Annotated in this window: 13 protein-coding genes, 2 tRNA genes and 1 other RNA gene; 6 read left to right on the top strand and 10 right to left on the bottom strand. The window is 58.3% G+C overall.

The genetic code is table 11. The features are described from left to right. Positions 1 to 58: 58 nt before the first annotated feature. Both mdoH and mdoG read right to left on the bottom strand, forming a co-directional pair. The gene (mdoH, locus tag KHQ23_RS10840; protein ID WP_002898967.1) at positions 59 to 2,587 is read right to left on the bottom strand and encodes a glucans biosynthesis glucosyltransferase MdoH; all 2,529 of its coding nucleotides are present in this window, start codon (positions 2,585 to 2,587) and stop codon (positions 59 to 61) included. Further along, positions 2,580 to 4,133 carry a glucans biosynthesis protein MdoG gene (mdoG, locus tag KHQ23_RS10835; RefSeq protein ID WP_004140751.1) on the bottom strand — a complete coding sequence of 518 codons (1,554 nt, stop codon included), beginning with the start codon at positions 4,131 to 4,133 and terminating at the stop codon, positions 2,580 to 2,582. Before mdoG ends, mdoH begins: the two co-directional genes overlap by 8 nt. Positions 4,134 to 4,384: 251 nt before the next feature. On the opposite strand from mdoG, the gene mdoC reads away from it, so the two are divergent. Then, complete coding sequence (gene mdoC / locus KHQ23_RS10830) at positions 4,385 to 5,545, top strand: glucans biosynthesis protein MdoC (RefSeq protein ID WP_002898962.1); 1,161 nt, start codon at positions 4,385 to 4,387, stop codon at positions 5,543 to 5,545. A 34-nt stretch (positions 5,546 to 5,579) separates the two neighbouring features. Here mdoC and KHQ23_RS10825 read toward each other — a convergent pair whose 3' ends face one another. From KHQ23_RS10825 to ghrA, 6 genes are all read right to left on the bottom strand, one after another. Beyond that, positions 5,580 to 6,173 carry a TetR/AcrR family transcriptional regulator gene (locus KHQ23_RS10825; RefSeq protein WP_004179313.1) on the bottom strand — a complete coding sequence of 198 codons (594 nt, stop codon included), beginning with the start codon at positions 6,171 to 6,173 and terminating at the stop codon, positions 5,580 to 5,582. 66 nt (positions 6,174 to 6,239) lie between these two features. Further along, complete coding sequence (gene ymdB / locus KHQ23_RS10820) at positions 6,240 to 6,767, bottom strand: O-acetyl-ADP-ribose deacetylase (RefSeq protein ID WP_004176593.1); 528 nt, start codon at positions 6,765 to 6,767, stop codon at positions 6,240 to 6,242. A gap of 149 nt (positions 6,768 to 6,916) precedes the next feature. Continuing rightward, positions 6,917 to 7,399, bottom strand: coding sequence for a DUF1097 domain-containing protein (locus KHQ23_RS10815; RefSeq protein ID WP_002898950.1), 483 nt, complete (start codon positions 7,397 to 7,399; stop codon positions 6,917 to 6,919). Positions 7,400 to 7,502: 103 nt separating this feature from the next. Then, the gene (locus KHQ23_RS10810) at positions 7,503 to 8,057 is read right to left on the bottom strand and encodes a molecular chaperone (protein WP_004140758.1); all 555 of its coding nucleotides are present in this window, start codon (positions 8,055 to 8,057) and stop codon (positions 7,503 to 7,505) included. A 22-nt stretch (positions 8,058 to 8,079) separates the two neighbouring features. Then, positions 8,080 to 8,817, bottom strand: coding sequence for a phosphatase (locus tag KHQ23_RS10805; protein ID WP_004140764.1), 738 nt, complete (start codon positions 8,815 to 8,817; stop codon positions 8,080 to 8,082). Between the two features lie 88 nt (positions 8,818 to 8,905). Further along, positions 8,906 to 9,844: a glyoxylate/hydroxypyruvate reductase GhrA gene (gene ghrA, locus KHQ23_RS10800; protein ID WP_004191007.1), complete on the bottom strand. Its 939-nt coding sequence runs from the start codon at positions 9,842 to 9,844 to the stop codon at positions 8,906 to 8,908. Between the two features lie 268 nt (positions 9,845 to 10,112). Between ghrA and KHQ23_RS10795 the strand changes: the two genes are divergently transcribed. Beyond that, positions 10,113 to 10,200: transfer RNA gene (locus KHQ23_RS10795), tRNA-Ser, on the top strand. 275 nt (positions 10,201 to 10,475) lie between these two features. On the opposite strand, the gene KHQ23_RS10790 is transcribed toward KHQ23_RS10795, so the two are convergent. Further along, the gene (locus KHQ23_RS10790) at positions 10,476 to 11,381 is read right to left on the bottom strand and encodes a LysR family transcriptional regulator (protein ID WP_004141420.1); all 906 of its coding nucleotides are present in this window, start codon (positions 11,379 to 11,381) and stop codon (positions 10,476 to 10,478) included. Positions 11,382 to 11,495: 114 nt separating this feature from the next. Between KHQ23_RS10790 and KHQ23_RS10785 the strand changes: the two genes are divergently transcribed. The 4 genes from KHQ23_RS10785 (at position 11,496) to KHQ23_RS10770 (ending at position 13,466) form a co-directional block, all read left to right on the top strand. Continuing rightward, positions 11,496 to 12,356 carry a pirin family protein gene (locus tag KHQ23_RS10785; RefSeq protein WP_021469414.1) on the top strand — a complete coding sequence of 287 codons (861 nt, stop codon included), beginning with the start codon at positions 11,496 to 11,498 and terminating at the stop codon, positions 12,354 to 12,356. 18 nt (positions 12,357 to 12,374) lie between these two features. Next, positions 12,375 to 13,052, top strand: a complete 678-nt coding sequence (locus KHQ23_RS10780) for an isochorismatase family protein (RefSeq protein ID WP_002898927.1) — start codon at positions 12,375 to 12,377, stop codon at positions 13,050 to 13,052. Between the two features lie 145 nt (positions 13,053 to 13,197). Next, positions 13,198 to 13,285, top strand: a tRNA-Ser gene (locus KHQ23_RS10775). Positions 13,286 to 13,328: 43 nt separating this feature from the next. Continuing rightward, positions 13,329 to 13,466, top strand: a non-coding RNA gene (locus KHQ23_RS10770) — RtT sRNA. Between the two features lie 201 nt (positions 13,467 to 13,667). On the opposite strand, the gene phoH is transcribed toward KHQ23_RS10770, so the two are convergent. After that, positions 13,668 to 14,456 carry a phosphate starvation-inducible protein PhoH gene (phoH, locus tag KHQ23_RS10765; protein WP_002898923.1) on the bottom strand — a complete coding sequence of 263 codons (789 nt, stop codon included), beginning with the start codon at positions 14,454 to 14,456 and terminating at the stop codon, positions 13,668 to 13,670. Positions 14,457 to 14,783: the final 327 nt, after the last annotated feature.

Raw genomic sequence — 14,783 nt, 5'->3', positions numbered from 1 at the left:
TCGTATTTCAGATAAAAAAATACCGGCATCGCTGCCGGTATTTTCCTTAACGTACGGCTTATTTCGTTTTCAGCGCCAGCGGGTTAAGCGCCAACTGCTGATAGGCGTTCACCCATGAAGAGTATTTCTCCGGCGCGGCCCATACGCGATAGTGCAGACGCGACATGGTTACCGGGTCGCTCAACAGCACCAGTCGACGATCGCGGTTCAGCTTATCCGGCGTTTCATTCAGCGCCTGCTCGACATGGCGCTCGCGGGCGATCTCCAGGATATGCCCCTGACGGTGGCGCGCAGTGGCCATTGCGGTGGCGAGGGCGTTAAACGACGGGTTAAACACCGCGTGCATAAAGCCATCGTCCAGCGAACGCTGACGGTTCATCGTCAGGTACGCATCGGTATCCTTGAGCACCTGCGGCGGCGAATACTCTTCCGGGATCAGGAACAGCTTCCAGCGCTTGGTGCGCAGGCCCACTGTCGCCCGGCTGGAAATCGCCGACACGAACGGCGAGAGGATCAGCGAGACAACGATCGGCGCCAGCCAGAACAGGAAGCGCAGATCCAGCCATGCCATCCCGACCGCCCACACCAGCCCCAGCAGCAGCTGCGAGCCGTGGCGCATAAAGGCTTCCCCCCACGGCGTGGAGTCATCATCACGCTGCGGCGAATTCCATACCACCTCCCAGCCGAGGAAGGCGCTGACCACGAAGACGGTGTGGAACAGCATACGGACCGGCGCCAGCAGGACCGAGAACAGGACCTCCAGCAGCAGTGAAAGCGTGACGCGGATAAATCCGCCGTACTCTTTCGGCCCTTTACACCACACCAGAATAATACTCAGCAGCTTCGGCAGGAACAGCAGCACCATGGTCGAGGCGAACAGCGCGATGGCCAGCTCAGGCCGCCACTGCGGCCACACCGGGAACAGCTGACGCGGCTGCAGGAAGTACTGCGGTTCGGTAAGGGCATGCACCACCTGCAACGCCGTCGACAGGGCAAGGAACATAAACCACAGCGGCGCCGACAGGTAGGACATCACGCCGGTAAGGAACACCGCCCGGTGAACCGGGTGCATCCCTCTGACAAGGAACAGGCGGAAGTTCATCAGGTTGCCCTGACACCAGCGACGGTCGCGTTTCAGCTCGTCCAGCAGGTTCGGCGGCAGCTCCTCATAGGAGCCCGGCAGATCGTAGGCAATCCACACCCCCCAGCCGGCACGGCGCATCAGCGCGGCTTCGACGAAGTCGTGCGACAGGATCGACCCGGCAAAGTTGCCCTCGCCCGGCAGCGGCGCCAGCGCGCAGTGCTCAATGAACGGCTTCACGCGGATAATGGCGTTGTGGCCCCAGTAGTGGGACTCCCCCAACTGCCAGAAGTGCAGACCCGCCGTAAACAGCGGACCGTACACCCGGGTGGCAAACTGCTGGCAACGCGCATACAGCGTGTCCATGCCCGAGGCGCGCGGGGAAGACTGAATGATCCCGGCGTTCGGGTTCGCTTCCATCAGGCGCACCAGGCTGCTCAGACACTCACCGGTCATCACCGAGTCAGCGTCCAGCACCACCATATAGCTATACTGGCTGCCCCAGCGGCGGCAGAAGTCATCGATGTTGCCGCTCTTACGCTTCACTCGACGACGACGGCGGCGGTAAAAGATCTGCCCTTCGCCCTGCACTTCGGCAATCAGCTCCATCCACGCCTTTTGCTCAGCCACACAGATATCGGGGTTATAGCTATCGCTGAGGATATAGACGTCGAAATGAGCGGCGTTACCGGTCGCTTTCACCGACTCCCAGGTCGCCCGCAGGCCGGCGAAAACGCGGTCAACGTCTTCGTTACAGATCGGCATTATCAGCGCCGTACGGTGCGCCGGGTTCAACGGTTCGTCACCGACCGTCGAGGCGGAAATACTGTACTTATCGCGGCCGATCAATAGCTGCAGGAAGCCCATTAACGCGGTCCAGAAGCCGGCGGAAACCCAGCAGAACAGCACCGCGAAGAGGATCAGAATGCCGCTCTGCAACACGTACGGCAGCAGCTGCATGAACGAGATCCACAGGTTCTGCCCCACCATGTCGGCCGGGTTGATCAGCGCCCAGCCCTGATAAGGCAGAATGGTTTTCATATACCAGGTGGCCACTACGGTCTGCGACAGCGTCAGCAGCAGCAGGATATAGCGACGAATGGTGCCGACGGTACGCCATTTTTGCTCACTCTCGCGCTCTTCTTGCGTCAGACGGGAGAGATAGCGCGGCGTGACATCGCGTCCGCGCAGACGGTCCCAGAAGCGGCCGACCGGGTTGGTACGCCACGGGTCCGGGATCATTGAGGAGCGCTTGGCTTTAGGCATCGCATGCAGCTGAGTACGGCCTTCATCGTCCTTCACCAGCTGATCGCCAGACAGCGAATCCGGCCAGCTATGCGCCAGCCGTGCCTTGACCGACCCCAGCGGGGAGTCGTCTTCGCGGGCGAAGGTCTGATGGTCGTCATCCAGGGCCTGATGAACGGCCTGCAGGCTGGTGTCCGGCAGCGCCGATTTCTCGGCGTCCGACAGCGGCAATGCGTCAATGTACTTTGTTATCTTATTCATTGGCAGGCAGCTGATAGCTCCAGGTTTCGCTCAACGTGTCATCACCGTTAACCAGCGCGGCGCGCATTTCCGTCGTTTTCTTCGGATCTTTCACCTTCAAACGCAGGATCATTCGCCAGCCTTTGGTCACCGGATTGTAACGCACGGTATTTTCAACGATTTCAGCGTTATCGCCGGTACTCGCCTGGGCGGCGACCGGGGTATCCGCCGGCAGTTTTTTCATATCGGCGCCGGTGAAGTCGACAATGAAAGCAATGGTGCCGTCCGGCTGGCGGATCAGGTTCGACTGCTTCACGTCGCCGGTAGAGCGGCGGGTCTGCATAACGTAAGCGTTATCCGGCGCATGCAGCTTGTCTTCATCGCGGCTGAAGGTGATGGTGTACTTGAAGTTCATCTCCTTGCCCGGCTCCGGCAGCTGATCCGGCGTCCAGTAAGTCACGATGTTATCGTTGGTTTCATCGTTGGTCGGGATTTCAACCAGTTCGATTTTCCCTTTGCCCCACTCCCCTTTCGGGGTGATCCAGGCGCTCGGACGCAGGTCATAACGATCGTCGAGATCCTCGAAGCGCGAGAACTGACGGCCGCGCTGCAGCAGGCCGAACCCTTGCGGGTTTTCCATCGCATAGCTGCTAACGGCAAGGTGTTTCGGGTTGTTCAGCGGACGCCAGATCCACTCGCCGTTACCGGCCAGGATCGACAGACCATTGGAGTCGTGTAGCGCCGGACGATAGTTAAGCGCCGGAGAAGGCTGGTTGGAACCGAACAGGAACATGCTGGTCAGCGGCGCCACGCCCAGTTTGCCCACTTTGTCACGCAGGTAAACTTTGGACTGGACATCTACCACGGTGTCGCGTCCCGGCATGATGACAAAGCGATAAGCGCCGGTTGCCCGCGGGGAGTCCAGCAGCGCATAGATAGTCAGACGTTTGTCGGTGGCTTTAGGACGCTCGATCCAGAACTCGCGAAAACGCGGGAACTCTTCGCCGGACGGCAGCGCGGTATCGATAGCCAGGCCGCGCGCGGACAGGCCGTAAACCTGACCCTGACCCAGCACGCGGAAGTAGCTGGCACCGAGCATGCTGACGATCTCATCGTTCTTATCTTTGCTATTGATCGGATACAGTACTTTGAAGCCGGCGAAACCGAGGTCTTTCACCGTGTCTTTATCGTGCTGAACGTTACCAAAGTTAAAATAGTCCGGGCTATATTTAATTTTGCGCACGCTGGTGGCCGTCACTTCATTGATGGTGACCGGCGTGTCGAAGTACATACCCTGATGGTAAAATTCAAGCTTGAATGGGGTTTTCTGGTTATTCCAGTAAGCTTTATCGTGATTAAACTGAATTTGCTGGTAATCCGCGTATTTCATGTCGCGGAAAGCGGAGGGCAGGTTACTCTTCGGCGCTTCATAGCCTTTCCCGGCTAACGTTTTGGCCTCTTTTGCAACGTCATCAATGCTAAATGCCCATGCAGATGAAGTACACAGGGACAACATTACGGCTGCGCTTAACCAACGCATTTTCATCATCTGTGGTTTATGTTTCATATAAGTAAGCACTTCCCCCTTTGTGTGCTTAAATCGATCCGATCTATTTTAATGGAAACTCAGGCAATCCGACAACATAATCCCTGCTTTGTTCAGCGTAGCGGCGCAGGGAATAAACAGTTCGCTATCCCGTTTGCACTTTGCGTGCTTATCCTGGAGACAGGTACCCCGAGTTCATGTAGGGTTGCTGATAATGTAAGCGTTATCATCTTGAGTGATAAGACGAATTATCTGAGATTGTCGTGAATCGTATGAATAATACTCCGGTACAGCGTGAATATTTCTTCGACAGCATCCGCGCCTGGCTGATGCTGCTGGGGATCCCTTTCCACATTTCGCTGATTTATTCCAGCCACAGCTGGCATGTCAACAGCGCTGAGCCCTCGTGGTGGTTGACGCTGTTTAATGACTTCATCCATGCCTTCCGGATGCAGGTCTTTTTCGTCATCTCCGGCTATTTCTCCTACATGCTGTTCCTGCGCTACCCGTTGAAAAAGTGGTGGAAAGTGCGCGTCGAACGGGTCGGTATTCCGATGCTGACCGCTATCCCACTGCTGACGCTGCCGCAGTTTATTATGCTGCAGTACGTCAACGGCAAGGCGGAAAACTGGCACACCCTTTCCGGGTACGACAAATTTAACACCCTGGCGTGGGAGCTTATTTCCCACCTGTGGTTTTTACTGGTGCTGGTGGTGCTGACCTCGCTGGGCGTGGTGCTGTTTAAATGGCTGACGCGCCGCCCGGCAGGGGGTGCCTCAGCCTTTGGTGACACTGTCACTATGGGCCAGCTAACGATGATTTTCCTTGCGCTGGGGGTGCTTTACGCGCTGATCCGCCGATCGCTGTTCCTGATTTACCCGCCGCTGCTTAGCAATGGTCTGTTTAACTTTGTGGTGATGCAGACGCTGTTCTATCTTCCCTTCTTTGTGCTGGGGGCGCAGACCTTTATTAATCCGCGTCTGAAGGCGATGTTTACCACCCCGTCACCATGGTGCTGCGCAGCGGCGCTGCTGGGATTTATCGCCTACCGGCTGAACCAGCAGTACGGCTCCGGCGACGGCTGGATGTATGAAACGGAATCGGTGATCACCATGGTGCTTGGGCTGTGGATGGTCAATGTGGTCTTTTCGCTCGGCCATCGCCTGCTGAACTTCCAGTCGGCGCGCGTAACCTATTTCGTCAATGCTTCGCTGTTTATTTACCTGGTGCACCATCCGCTGACGCTGCTGTACGGGGCGTGGATCACCCCGGTCATTAAGTCCAATACCTTAGGCTTTATTGGCGGGTTGGTTTTTGTGGTGGGTATTGCCCTGATCCTGTATGAAATTCACCTGCGCATTCCGCTGCTGCGTTTCCTGTTCTCCGGTAAACCGATGAACAAACCGGCCAAAACCCCAGCCTCGGCCAGCTAACCATTAGCCTGTGCGGCACGCCAGGCGTGCCGTATTATGCCTGCTCGTCAAAAAGCCGGTCGAAAATCATATTGTACAGGGCTTCTAAATCTGCCTTATCGACCGGGGTGGAGGCGCTCAGCTCACAGCGGTAGGCTGCCCCCTCTGTCAGAACGGCGATGAGCTCTGATGCGGCATTGCGTCGCGCATCGCTGAGCCCGGGATGGTAGCGCTGCGACAGGCGACCGCCCTCCTCTTTCAACCGCCGATCGGCCTGCATCAGGATCTCACGCAAGCGTGGGTTACGCGAGGCCTCGGCATTGATCTCCATCAGCAGATAATTATCGCTTTTGGTGGCTGCCGACGTCGGGATCCTGCCGGCCAAAACCGCCGCTTTACGCGCCAGATTGTGGTTCTCATCGATCATCTCCCCGACTCTGGCGTTGACGATTTCGCTAACAATCGCTTCGATGATCGCTTCCTTGCTGGCAAAAATGCGATATAGCTGACCGACGCTCAGGCCCGCTTCCCGGGCGATATCGGCGACGGAAGCGCCGTGCAGCCCCTTTTCAGCGAAACATTTTTGCGCAGCGACAACGATCTCCGCGCGGCGCGCCTGCTGTTTCTGCTGGACTTTTCCTTCTGACACCCTGCTCCCTCCTGCTACCCATCATTCCCGTCAAGACTGGCGGTTATCATAGCCTATTCTGTTGAATCAGGGGTATGACGCCAGCAGGCGGCGATAGATAGCCGCCGTTTCCTCGTCAAAACAGACGAACAGGACGCGCTCAAGAGGGTTATAGCGAGTGAGAAACGCGGTGACGGTGCGCACGGCGATCGCCGCCGCTTCCTCTTTCGGATAGCCATACACGCCGGTGCTTATCGCCGGAAACGCAATGGAGCGATAGTTGTTTGCCGAGGCCAACTGCAGACTGTTTTTGTAAGCATCGGCCAGGGTTTGCGCCTCCATGCGGTCACCGCCGTGCCAGACCGGGCCCACGGTGTGGATCACCGCGCTGGCCGGCAGATTGCCGGCAATAGTAATTACCGCATGCCCGGGAGGGCATTCGCCCTGCTGCTGCAGCACCTGCTTGCAAGCCGCCAGCAGCGCGGGACCGGCCGCCCGGTGGATGGCCCCGTCTACTCCGCCACCACCCAGCAGCGAGGGATTTGCCGCATTAACAATCACATCGACATCAAGTGTCGTAATATCGCCGAGAATTACCTCAGGTTTAACAGCCATTTCTCCTCCTGTCGGCATAGCGTGTGGATACGGCTTTCTGCCGATACTAGGGCATTCTCGCCTGCGGGAGCAAGATTATCGCTTTGTCCGGTGACGAGAAGATAAAAAAACAGGACCCGTAAGGTCCTGTTTTTTAGTCGTCTCGCCGATCAGGCGTTGTCGTTGGCGAACGATTTATGCTTATCCGCACGGGCCGCCAGCCACAGGCCACTATTTTTCATGGCATAGCCAAAGACCAGACCCAGCGCCAGGGAAGGGATCACCAGACGCCAGTCGCCGTCTGCCGCGAAGGTCGCGCAGGCGCCGATAAAGGTGCCCGGGACAAACGACAGCAGCGTCCGTCGCGCCTGAATGCACATCAGGAAGGCGACCACACCGGTCATCATATAGCTGAGGATCTGCACCTGTGGCGCCAGCGCGCTACCGTGGATAATCACTAACGCCCAGGCCACGCCGCTCATCACCGTGCAGGACGAGATGGCCAGCCCTTTCAAGCCGCCCTGCGGGCAGGCGAAATAGGCCGTACAGCCGAGGAATCCGGCCCAGCTCAGCAGGCCGAGAGCGACCGCCACCCACCCCCAAATCCCGGAGAGGATGCCTGTCGTTAATGCGATTGCGAAGAGTATGTTCATGGCGCGTATCCTAGCAGATACGCGCCGGAAGAATGCGATCTAAAACACAGTATATGAATGAACTTTCTTTCAGTTTCATTCAAACAGTGATTTACATCACATATTATTGCTCATCTTCTTCCTGAAGCTCGTCCCACATCGCGGCGATGGCGTCGCGGGTCAACGGCGCCATGGTGCGCCAGAACGGCGTGTGCGCATGGGCTTCGACTTTCCCCAGCATCGTCCCGCACCACGGCAGGATATAGTCGGCGAACAGGAGCTCCAGCGTCTCGCTCTGGTCTTCTGCGGCATGATCCTCCAGCCAGGAGGCGGCCAGCAGCAGCGAGCCGAGATGATCCGCCGGACCTTCCCCTGTCGGGATGCCGTGTTCGCTCAGAAAAGCCCGAACTTCCGCTTCCGAGGAACCCTCCACCCACGCGCTACGGTACGGCGGGACGCTGCAGGCTTCACCGACGAACAGCGCATTATAGTCCGTCGCCAGGGACTGCATTTCACAGCTTTTCTGCAGACGCGCCAGCAGCTCGTCCTGCTCAAGCGGCCAGCTGGCGGCCAGTTTGCCCTCGCGGATCAGGGTAAACAGCGGCACCAGCAGCGGGTCCTGCGGTTGACGGTAATACAGCGAACCCAGCACGCGACAGAGGATTGAAAACTCGTTCATTCAGTTATTCCAGTTATACAAATTAAAGGTCAGCAAATTCCGGGATCGCCGGCATGCCCCGCGACTCGAGGAAGTTAAGCAGGCGACGCGGAGAAACGTTGAGGATCCTCTCCTCCGGGAAATCGACCGCATCAAGGATCTTGCGGCACTCGGTAAACTCCCCGAGGGTAAAGGCGGTGTGAGAGTCCGAGCCCAGCGCCACCCATCCCCCGGCATCACGCACTGCGGCGGCGATGGCCCGGCAGTTGTCTTCACTGCCCACGCGCGATGATACGAACGAGGAGTTATTAATCTCCAGCGCCACCTGGTAGCGAGCCGCCGCTTCGGCAATCGCCGGGATATCCACCGGGAATTTCGGATTACCCGGATGGCTAATCATATGCACTTTACCGCTGGCCATCGCGGCTATCATCGCCTGTGTATGGGTGTCACGATCCTGCGGCGGAAACACCGGCTCATGAAATCCGGCGATGATCAGATCGAGGGAAGTCAACATCGGTCCGGAACAGTCGATCTCGCCTTCAATATTTTTAATATTCGACTCAATACCGCGCAGGATCCCCACCCCGTCTACCAGGCGGGGCCAGATGCGCATATTAACGAAGTGCCAGTAGTGCGGAGCATCCGCCATGTCCGGGCCGTGGTCGGTGATGGCGAAGAGTTTGATCCCTTTACGCTTTGCTTCCGCAATATAATCGTGCAGGGTGCTGTAGGCATGGGTGCTGGCGACGGTATGCATGTGCAGGTCAACGGGATACATCACATTCTCCTCTTCTGTTTGCCGCAAGAATAGCAGGAAACCGGGCTATTGATTAGCAAAAACCCCGCCGTGGCGGGGTTCTCTCGTCTTAATAACCGCGCTGGCGGTCGACCTGACCGCTTACCGGCTCCCCTCGCTCAAGCCGGCTAATGGTCTCCGCAATGTAGGTGATAGCTTCCATTGGACGGGTCACTGCCGCCACATGGGGGGTCATGGCCACCCGCGGATGCGCCCATAGCGGGCTCTCCTGCGGCAGCGGTTCGCTACTGAAGACATCGAGCATCGCCCCTTTGAGCTTACCGCTGTTCAGCGCCGCCAGCAGATCCTCTTCAACGACATGCACGCCGCGAGCAAGGTTGAGGACATAGCTCTCATCAGGCAACTGCGCCAGCAGCGTCTGGTTAATAATGCCGGCGGTTTCGGCGGTATTCGGCAGCAGGTTGATCAGCACGCGAGTGCCCTGCAGGAATTCGCCCAGCTCGGCCTGGCCGGCGAAGCTCTGCACCTGCGGCCAGGATTTGCGGCTACGGCTCCAGACGCGAAGCGGGAACCCCCAGGGTTGCAGACTTTCCGCAACCTTCGCCCCCAGCACGCCGGCGCCCATAATCCCGACGGTGAATTCGTCGGCGCGGTACTCTGGCAGCGGCTGCCAGCGGGAAGCCAGCTTCAGCGCCTGATAGTCATCAAAGCGGCGGAACCAGTGCAGCACCTGGCTCACGGCATACTCCTGCATCTGCCGTCCCATACCGGTATCTTCGAGACGAAACAGCGGAATCGACAGCGGCAGCATATCCGGATGGTCGCGCAGCTTGCTGAGAATAGAGTCCACCCCTGCCCCGAGGGCGAACACGGCCTTCAGCGCCCGGCCCTGCAGCATCTCTACCGGCGGATGCCAGACCAGGGCATAGTCCGCCGGCCGGTTATCGCCCGCTTTCCACTCGCGCACCCGCGCGCCGGGTAACTGCTTTTCCAGCTCACAGATCCAGTATTGGGTATCAAAGGTCGGATGGTAAAAAATAATCTCCATAGGGGCTCCTGATAGCAGACGCCTTTGGCCGATTAACGCTGGCGTCTTATTTTACTCATTGTTTTCTATTGGTTTGCCAGCATAACAAATTTCCCCCGAGCGAAAAGGGAAAAGCTACTGGCGACAAAAAAAACGGATTTCGCACGTTTAAGGAGCAAGTTGCTCGAAGTTTGTCTAAACGCGCTTTTTTTGCAAAAAGTTGATTGACGGGCGATACGTATTTCCCTACATTAGCGCCCGTTCCCGACAACAACGGGAAAGACAATATGGTGAGGTGTCCGAGTGGCTGAAGGAGCACGCCTGGAAAGTGTGTATACGGCAACGTATCGGGGGTTCGAATCCCCCCCTCACCGCCATATTTTAAGAAGAGCTCGTACGCAAGTACGGGCTTTTTTTTCGCATGTGGCACCCACCGGGGGGATGAGAACCCCCGACCGGGGTTCGACAACTGGCGCAGCCAGTTGGACAGACCGCGAGCCTGCGAGCGGGCTGCCCCGCAGGGGCGAGCGAAGCGAGTCAATCCCCCCCTCACCGCCATATTCAAGATGAGAGCCTGTACGCAAGCACGGGCTCTTTTCTTTTATATTCTCTGCCGGGGGGGGGAGCCCCTCGAGAAAAGCCAATCCCGAAGCTAATCCTCCTCCATCCGCTGATACTCTTCGCTGAGGTAGTCCACCAGCGCCCTGACGGAGGGCAGCAGCCCGCGCCGTGAGGCAAATACCGCATGGATCACTTCCCGCCGCGGCTGCCACTCGTCCAGAACCACCTCTAATTCACCTGACGCCAGCTGATCGCGCACCATTAATAAAGGAAGCTGCACCACGCCTACGCCGGCCATCGCCGCCTCGCGCAGCGCCAGCATATCGGTGGTCACCATTCGCGGCGTGAAATACACTTCCGCTCTCGCTCCCCCGGGCCCGGTGAGCTGCCATTTATGCTGATGCTTGTTCGCACCCAGGCTGAGGCCCGGCCAGGCGCTCAGCTCGGACGGCGCCTGCGGACGTCCGAGCCGGGAAATGAGATCCGGGCTGGCCACCAGCCGGTGCCCGCGGTCCGCCAGCACGCGCATCACCAGGTCGCTATCCTCGATGGGCCGGGGACGGACGCGGATCGCCACATCAATGCCCTCCCCGACCACATCCACCCGGCGGTTGGTCGCCTCAAGATGCAGCGTTACCCCAGGATAGCGCGCCATAAATCGCGCCAGCATCGGTCCGATATGGACATGCAGCAAGGTGACCGGACAGGTGATCCTGACGCTACCGCGCGGCTCGGCGCGCAGCGTCTCGACCGCCTGCTGCGCCGCCTCGGCCTCAATCAGCATCGCTTTGCAATGCTGATAAAAGGTCTGCCCGACCTCGGTGACCGCGAACTGACGGGTGGTTCGCTGAATCAAACGCACGCCCAACCGCTCCTCGAGTTGCGCAATGCGGCGGCTGAGTTTGGATTTCGGCTGGTCAAGCGCTCGCCCCGCCGCGGCGAAACCGCCATGGTCTACCACCTGGACAAACCAGGCGAAGTCATTGAGATCCTGCATCCTTCCTCCATTGTTCCATTTTTGGAACAGTATAGGTCATTTTTGCTCACTACCGCATACGTCGTCCCGGATATAAGCTTATTTACATCAGATACCGATACACAGGAGAAAGCCATGAAACAGATCACAGGAGTCTACACCGCGCCTGCGCAGCATTGGGTAGGCGACGGCTTCCCGGTTCGCTCGATGTTTTCCTATCAGACGCACGGCCAGCAGCTGAGCCCCTTCTTACTGCTCGACTATGCCGGGCCGTACACCTTCCCGGCGGGCAGCGAAAAACGCGGCGTCGGTGAGCATCCGCATCGCGGATTTGAAACCGTCACCATCGTCTACGCCGGTGAAGTAGAGCATCGCGACTCCACCGGACGCGGCGGGGTGATTGGTCCAGGCGACGTGCAGTGGATGACGGCGGGCGCCGGGATCCTGCACGAAGAGTTCCACTCGGAGGCCTTCACCCGCAGCGGCGGCGAGCTGAAGATGATCCAGCTGTGGGTCAACCTGCCCGCGAAAGACAAAATGGCGCCCCCCGGCTACCAGAGCATTACCGCTGGGACGATCCCCACCGTGGCGCTGGCGAACGGCGCCGGACAGGTTCGGGTTATTGCCGGCCAGTATGACGACGTCAGCGGCCCGGCCCATACCTTCTCACCGCTTAACGTGTGGGATCTGCAGCTGAATCAGGGGCACGACCTCACGCTGCGCCAACCGGAGGGCTGGAGTACCGCGCTGGTGGTGCTGGAAGGGGAAGTGATCATTAACGGTTCCGAATCTGCTCGCGAAGGCCAGCTGGCCGTCCTGAGCCAGGCAGGTGACGCAGTGCATCTGGAGGCGACCGCCCCGGCAAAAGTTCTGCTGATGGCCGGAGAACCGCTACAGGAGCCGATTGTGGGCTATGGCCCGTTTGTCATGAATAACAAAACGCAGATCGCAGAAGCTGTACGCGATTTTAACAGCGGCCGCTTTGGCCAAATCTAACTGATTGAGGTGAATACTATGTCTACTCCCGCTAACTTTAACGGTGCTCGTCCGGTGATTGATGTTAACGATACCGCAATGCTGTTGATTGACCATCAGAGCGGTCTGTTCCAGACCGTCGGCGATATGCCGATGCCAGAGCTGCGCGCTCGCGCCGCCGCGCTGGCCAAGATGGCGTCGCTTGCCGGGATCCCGGTGATCACGACCGCCTCCGTGCCGCAGGGGCCAAACGGCCCGCTGATCCCGGAGATTCATGAAAACGCGCCGCATGCGAAATACATCGCCCGTAAAGGTGAGATTAACGCCTGGGATAACCCGGAATTCGTCGCCGCGGTGAAAGCGACCGGTCGTAAAACGCTGATTATCGCCGGGACCATCACCAGCGTCTGCATGGCCTTCCCGGCTATCGCCGCTGTCGCCGACGGTTATAAAGTGTTTGCCGTGATTGACGCTTCCGGCACCTACAGCAAAATGGCGCAGGAGATCACCCTGGCTCGCGTGGTACAGGCCGGCGTAGTGCCAATGGATACCGCCGCCGTCGCCTCTGAGCTGCAGCGCACCTGGAATCGCCCGGACGCCGCAGAATGGGCGGAGGTGTACACCAAAGTCTTCCCGGCCTACCAGCTGCTGATCGAAAGCTACAGCAAAGCGCAGGACGTCGTGAAGAATAACGAACAGCTGGATTCCCAGCGCTAAAACGCCCGCCCCGCTGAGCCGCAGCGGGGCATTGTTCATTGCGTGAGCGAACGGCAAAGAAAGAAGAAAATATGCTTGACCGTTTTAACGCAACTCCCTATAGTAGCGCCCCGTTGCCCACCCAAGGTGAGCAGCAAGACAATATGGTGAGGTGTCCGAGTGGCTGAAGGAGCACGCCTGGAAAGTGTGTATACGGCAACGTATCGGGGGTTCGAATCCCCCCCTCACCGCCATATTCGAGATGAGAGCCTGTACGCAAGTACGGGCTCTTTTCTTTTATATTCTCCGCAGGGGGGGATGAGACCCCCCGACCGGGGTTCGACAACTGGCGCAGCCAGTTGGACAGACCGCGCACGCAGTAAGCGGGCTGCCCCGCAGGGGCGAGCGAAGCGAGTCAATCCCCCCTCACCGCCATATTTTAAGAAGAGCTCGTACGCAAGTACGGGCTTTTTTTTCGCATGTGGCACCGCAGACATCCCCGGGGTCGGCAGCAATGCCTCTCCCGGGCTACCAGACCGTACCCGCCAGGTAGCCCGGCTAAGCGCAGCGCCGCCGGGAGGATGCCCAAAAACAACAAAGCCCGGGCTAGCCCGGGCCTTGCTCACAGTATGACGATTAATAATAGGCTTTCAGCGTCCGCTGGCAGAGGGCCGAGCGCACGCAGTCATCGGTGGTGAAACGCACGATGCCGATCATCTCGTCTTCCTCAAAACGCGCCAGCGCATCGCTCAGGCCAGATCTCACGCCAGAGGGCAAGTCGCACTGGGTGATATCGCCATTGACGATGACCGTCACGTTCTCCCCGAGGCGGGTTAAAAACATCTTCATTTGCGCTGCGGTCACGTTCTGGGCCTCGTCCAGAATCACCACCGCATTTTCAAAGGTACGTCCGCGCATATAGGCGAACGGCGCGATTTCCACCTTGCCGATTTCCGGACGCAGGCAGTACTGCATAAAGGAAGCCCCCAGCCTTTTCACCAGCACATCGTAAACCGGTCGGAAATAGGGAGCGAACTTCTCGGCGATATCTCCCGGTAAGAAGCCGAGATCTTCGTCGGCCTGCAGAACGGGACGGGTAACAATAATTCTGTCCACATCCTTATGGATCAGGGCTTCAGCTGCCTTCGCCGCACTGATCCAGGTCTTGCCGCATCCAGCTTCGCCGGTAGCGAAAATCAGCTGCTTATTGTCGATGGCATTCAAATAATGCGCCTGAGCCTCATTGCGCGCCTCAATTGGGGAAGTATCACGGCTGTCCCGCGCCATGCCAATTGCTTCTACGCCACTCATTTGCACAAGCGATGTGACCGATTCTTCTTCACGCTGCTTATGGCTGCGTGAATCCCGTCTCAGCACACGTTTTGCTTCACGACGAGCTTTGATCACTGCTTTTTGTCTTCCCATGGATAGCACCTTGCGTTGTTGGTTTACATCACACGCGTCAACATCGACGCGACTATGCGCACGAACGATTGAGGTTTGGCTTCCTTGTAAGCCATTGCTTGCCGGTAGAACTGACAACGAGTCGCGGCTACGCGCACCGCGTACCCTGCCAAGGTTGTAATAATGCGAAGCGGAGAGAGAAAGAGTAAGAAAATCGCTGCCGGAAGCGGGGCTTCCGTGCTGAAGAGTACGGTCTGAGATTTTACGTTGTCCGGTACGGGACCTTACCATTCGCGATCTCCATAGTGAAACGTCACACTGCCGGGAACTACCGCGTATGTAATAAGT

The organism is Klebsiella sp. 64 (assembly GCF_018223915.1).
Lineage (GTDB): Bacteria > Pseudomonadota > Gammaproteobacteria > Enterobacterales > Enterobacteriaceae > Klebsiella > Klebsiella pneumoniae.
The sequence above is the reverse complement of the archived record's forward strand: the minus strand, read 5'-3'. Positions and strand labels throughout refer to the sequence as shown.

Coding starts and splice junctions, on each gene's coding strand:
- mdoH (WP_002898967.1), bottom strand. CDS start 2,587: ATGAATAAGATAACAAAGTACATTGACGCATTGCCGCTGTCGGACGCC.
- mdoG (WP_004140751.1), bottom strand. CDS start 4,133: ATGAAACATAAACCACAGATGATGAAAATGCGTTGGTTAAGCGCAGCC.
- mdoC (WP_002898962.1), top strand. CDS start 4,385: ATGAATAATACTCCGGTACAGCGTGAATATTTCTTCGACAGCATCCGC.
- ymdB (WP_004176593.1), bottom strand. CDS start 6,767: ATGGCTGTTAAACCTGAGGTAATTCTCGGCGATATTACGACACTTGAT.
- KHQ23_RS10815 (WP_002898950.1), bottom strand. CDS start 7,399: ATGAACATACTCTTCGCAATCGCATTAACGACAGGCATCCTCTCCGGG.
- KHQ23_RS10810 (WP_004140758.1), bottom strand. CDS start 8,057: ATGAACGAGTTTTCAATCCTCTGTCGCGTGCTGGGTTCGCTGTATTAC.
- KHQ23_RS10805 (WP_004140764.1), bottom strand. CDS start 8,817: ATGTATCCCGTTGACCTGCACATGCATACCGTCGCCAGCACCCATGCC.
- ghrA (WP_004191007.1), bottom strand. CDS start 9,844: ATGGAGATTATTTTTTACCATCCGACCTTTGATACCCAATACTGGATC.
- KHQ23_RS10790 (WP_004141420.1), bottom strand. CDS start 11,381: ATGCAGGATCTCAATGACTTCGCCTGGTTTGTCCAGGTGGTAGACCAT.
- KHQ23_RS10785 (WP_021469414.1), top strand. CDS start 11,496: ATGAAACAGATCACAGGAGTCTACACCGCGCCTGCGCAGCATTGGGTA.
- KHQ23_RS10780 (WP_002898927.1), top strand. CDS start 12,375: ATGTCTACTCCCGCTAACTTTAACGGTGCTCGTCCGGTGATTGATGTT.
- phoH (WP_002898923.1), bottom strand. CDS start 14,456: ATGGGAAGACAAAAAGCAGTGATCAAAGCTCGTCGTGAAGCAAAACGT.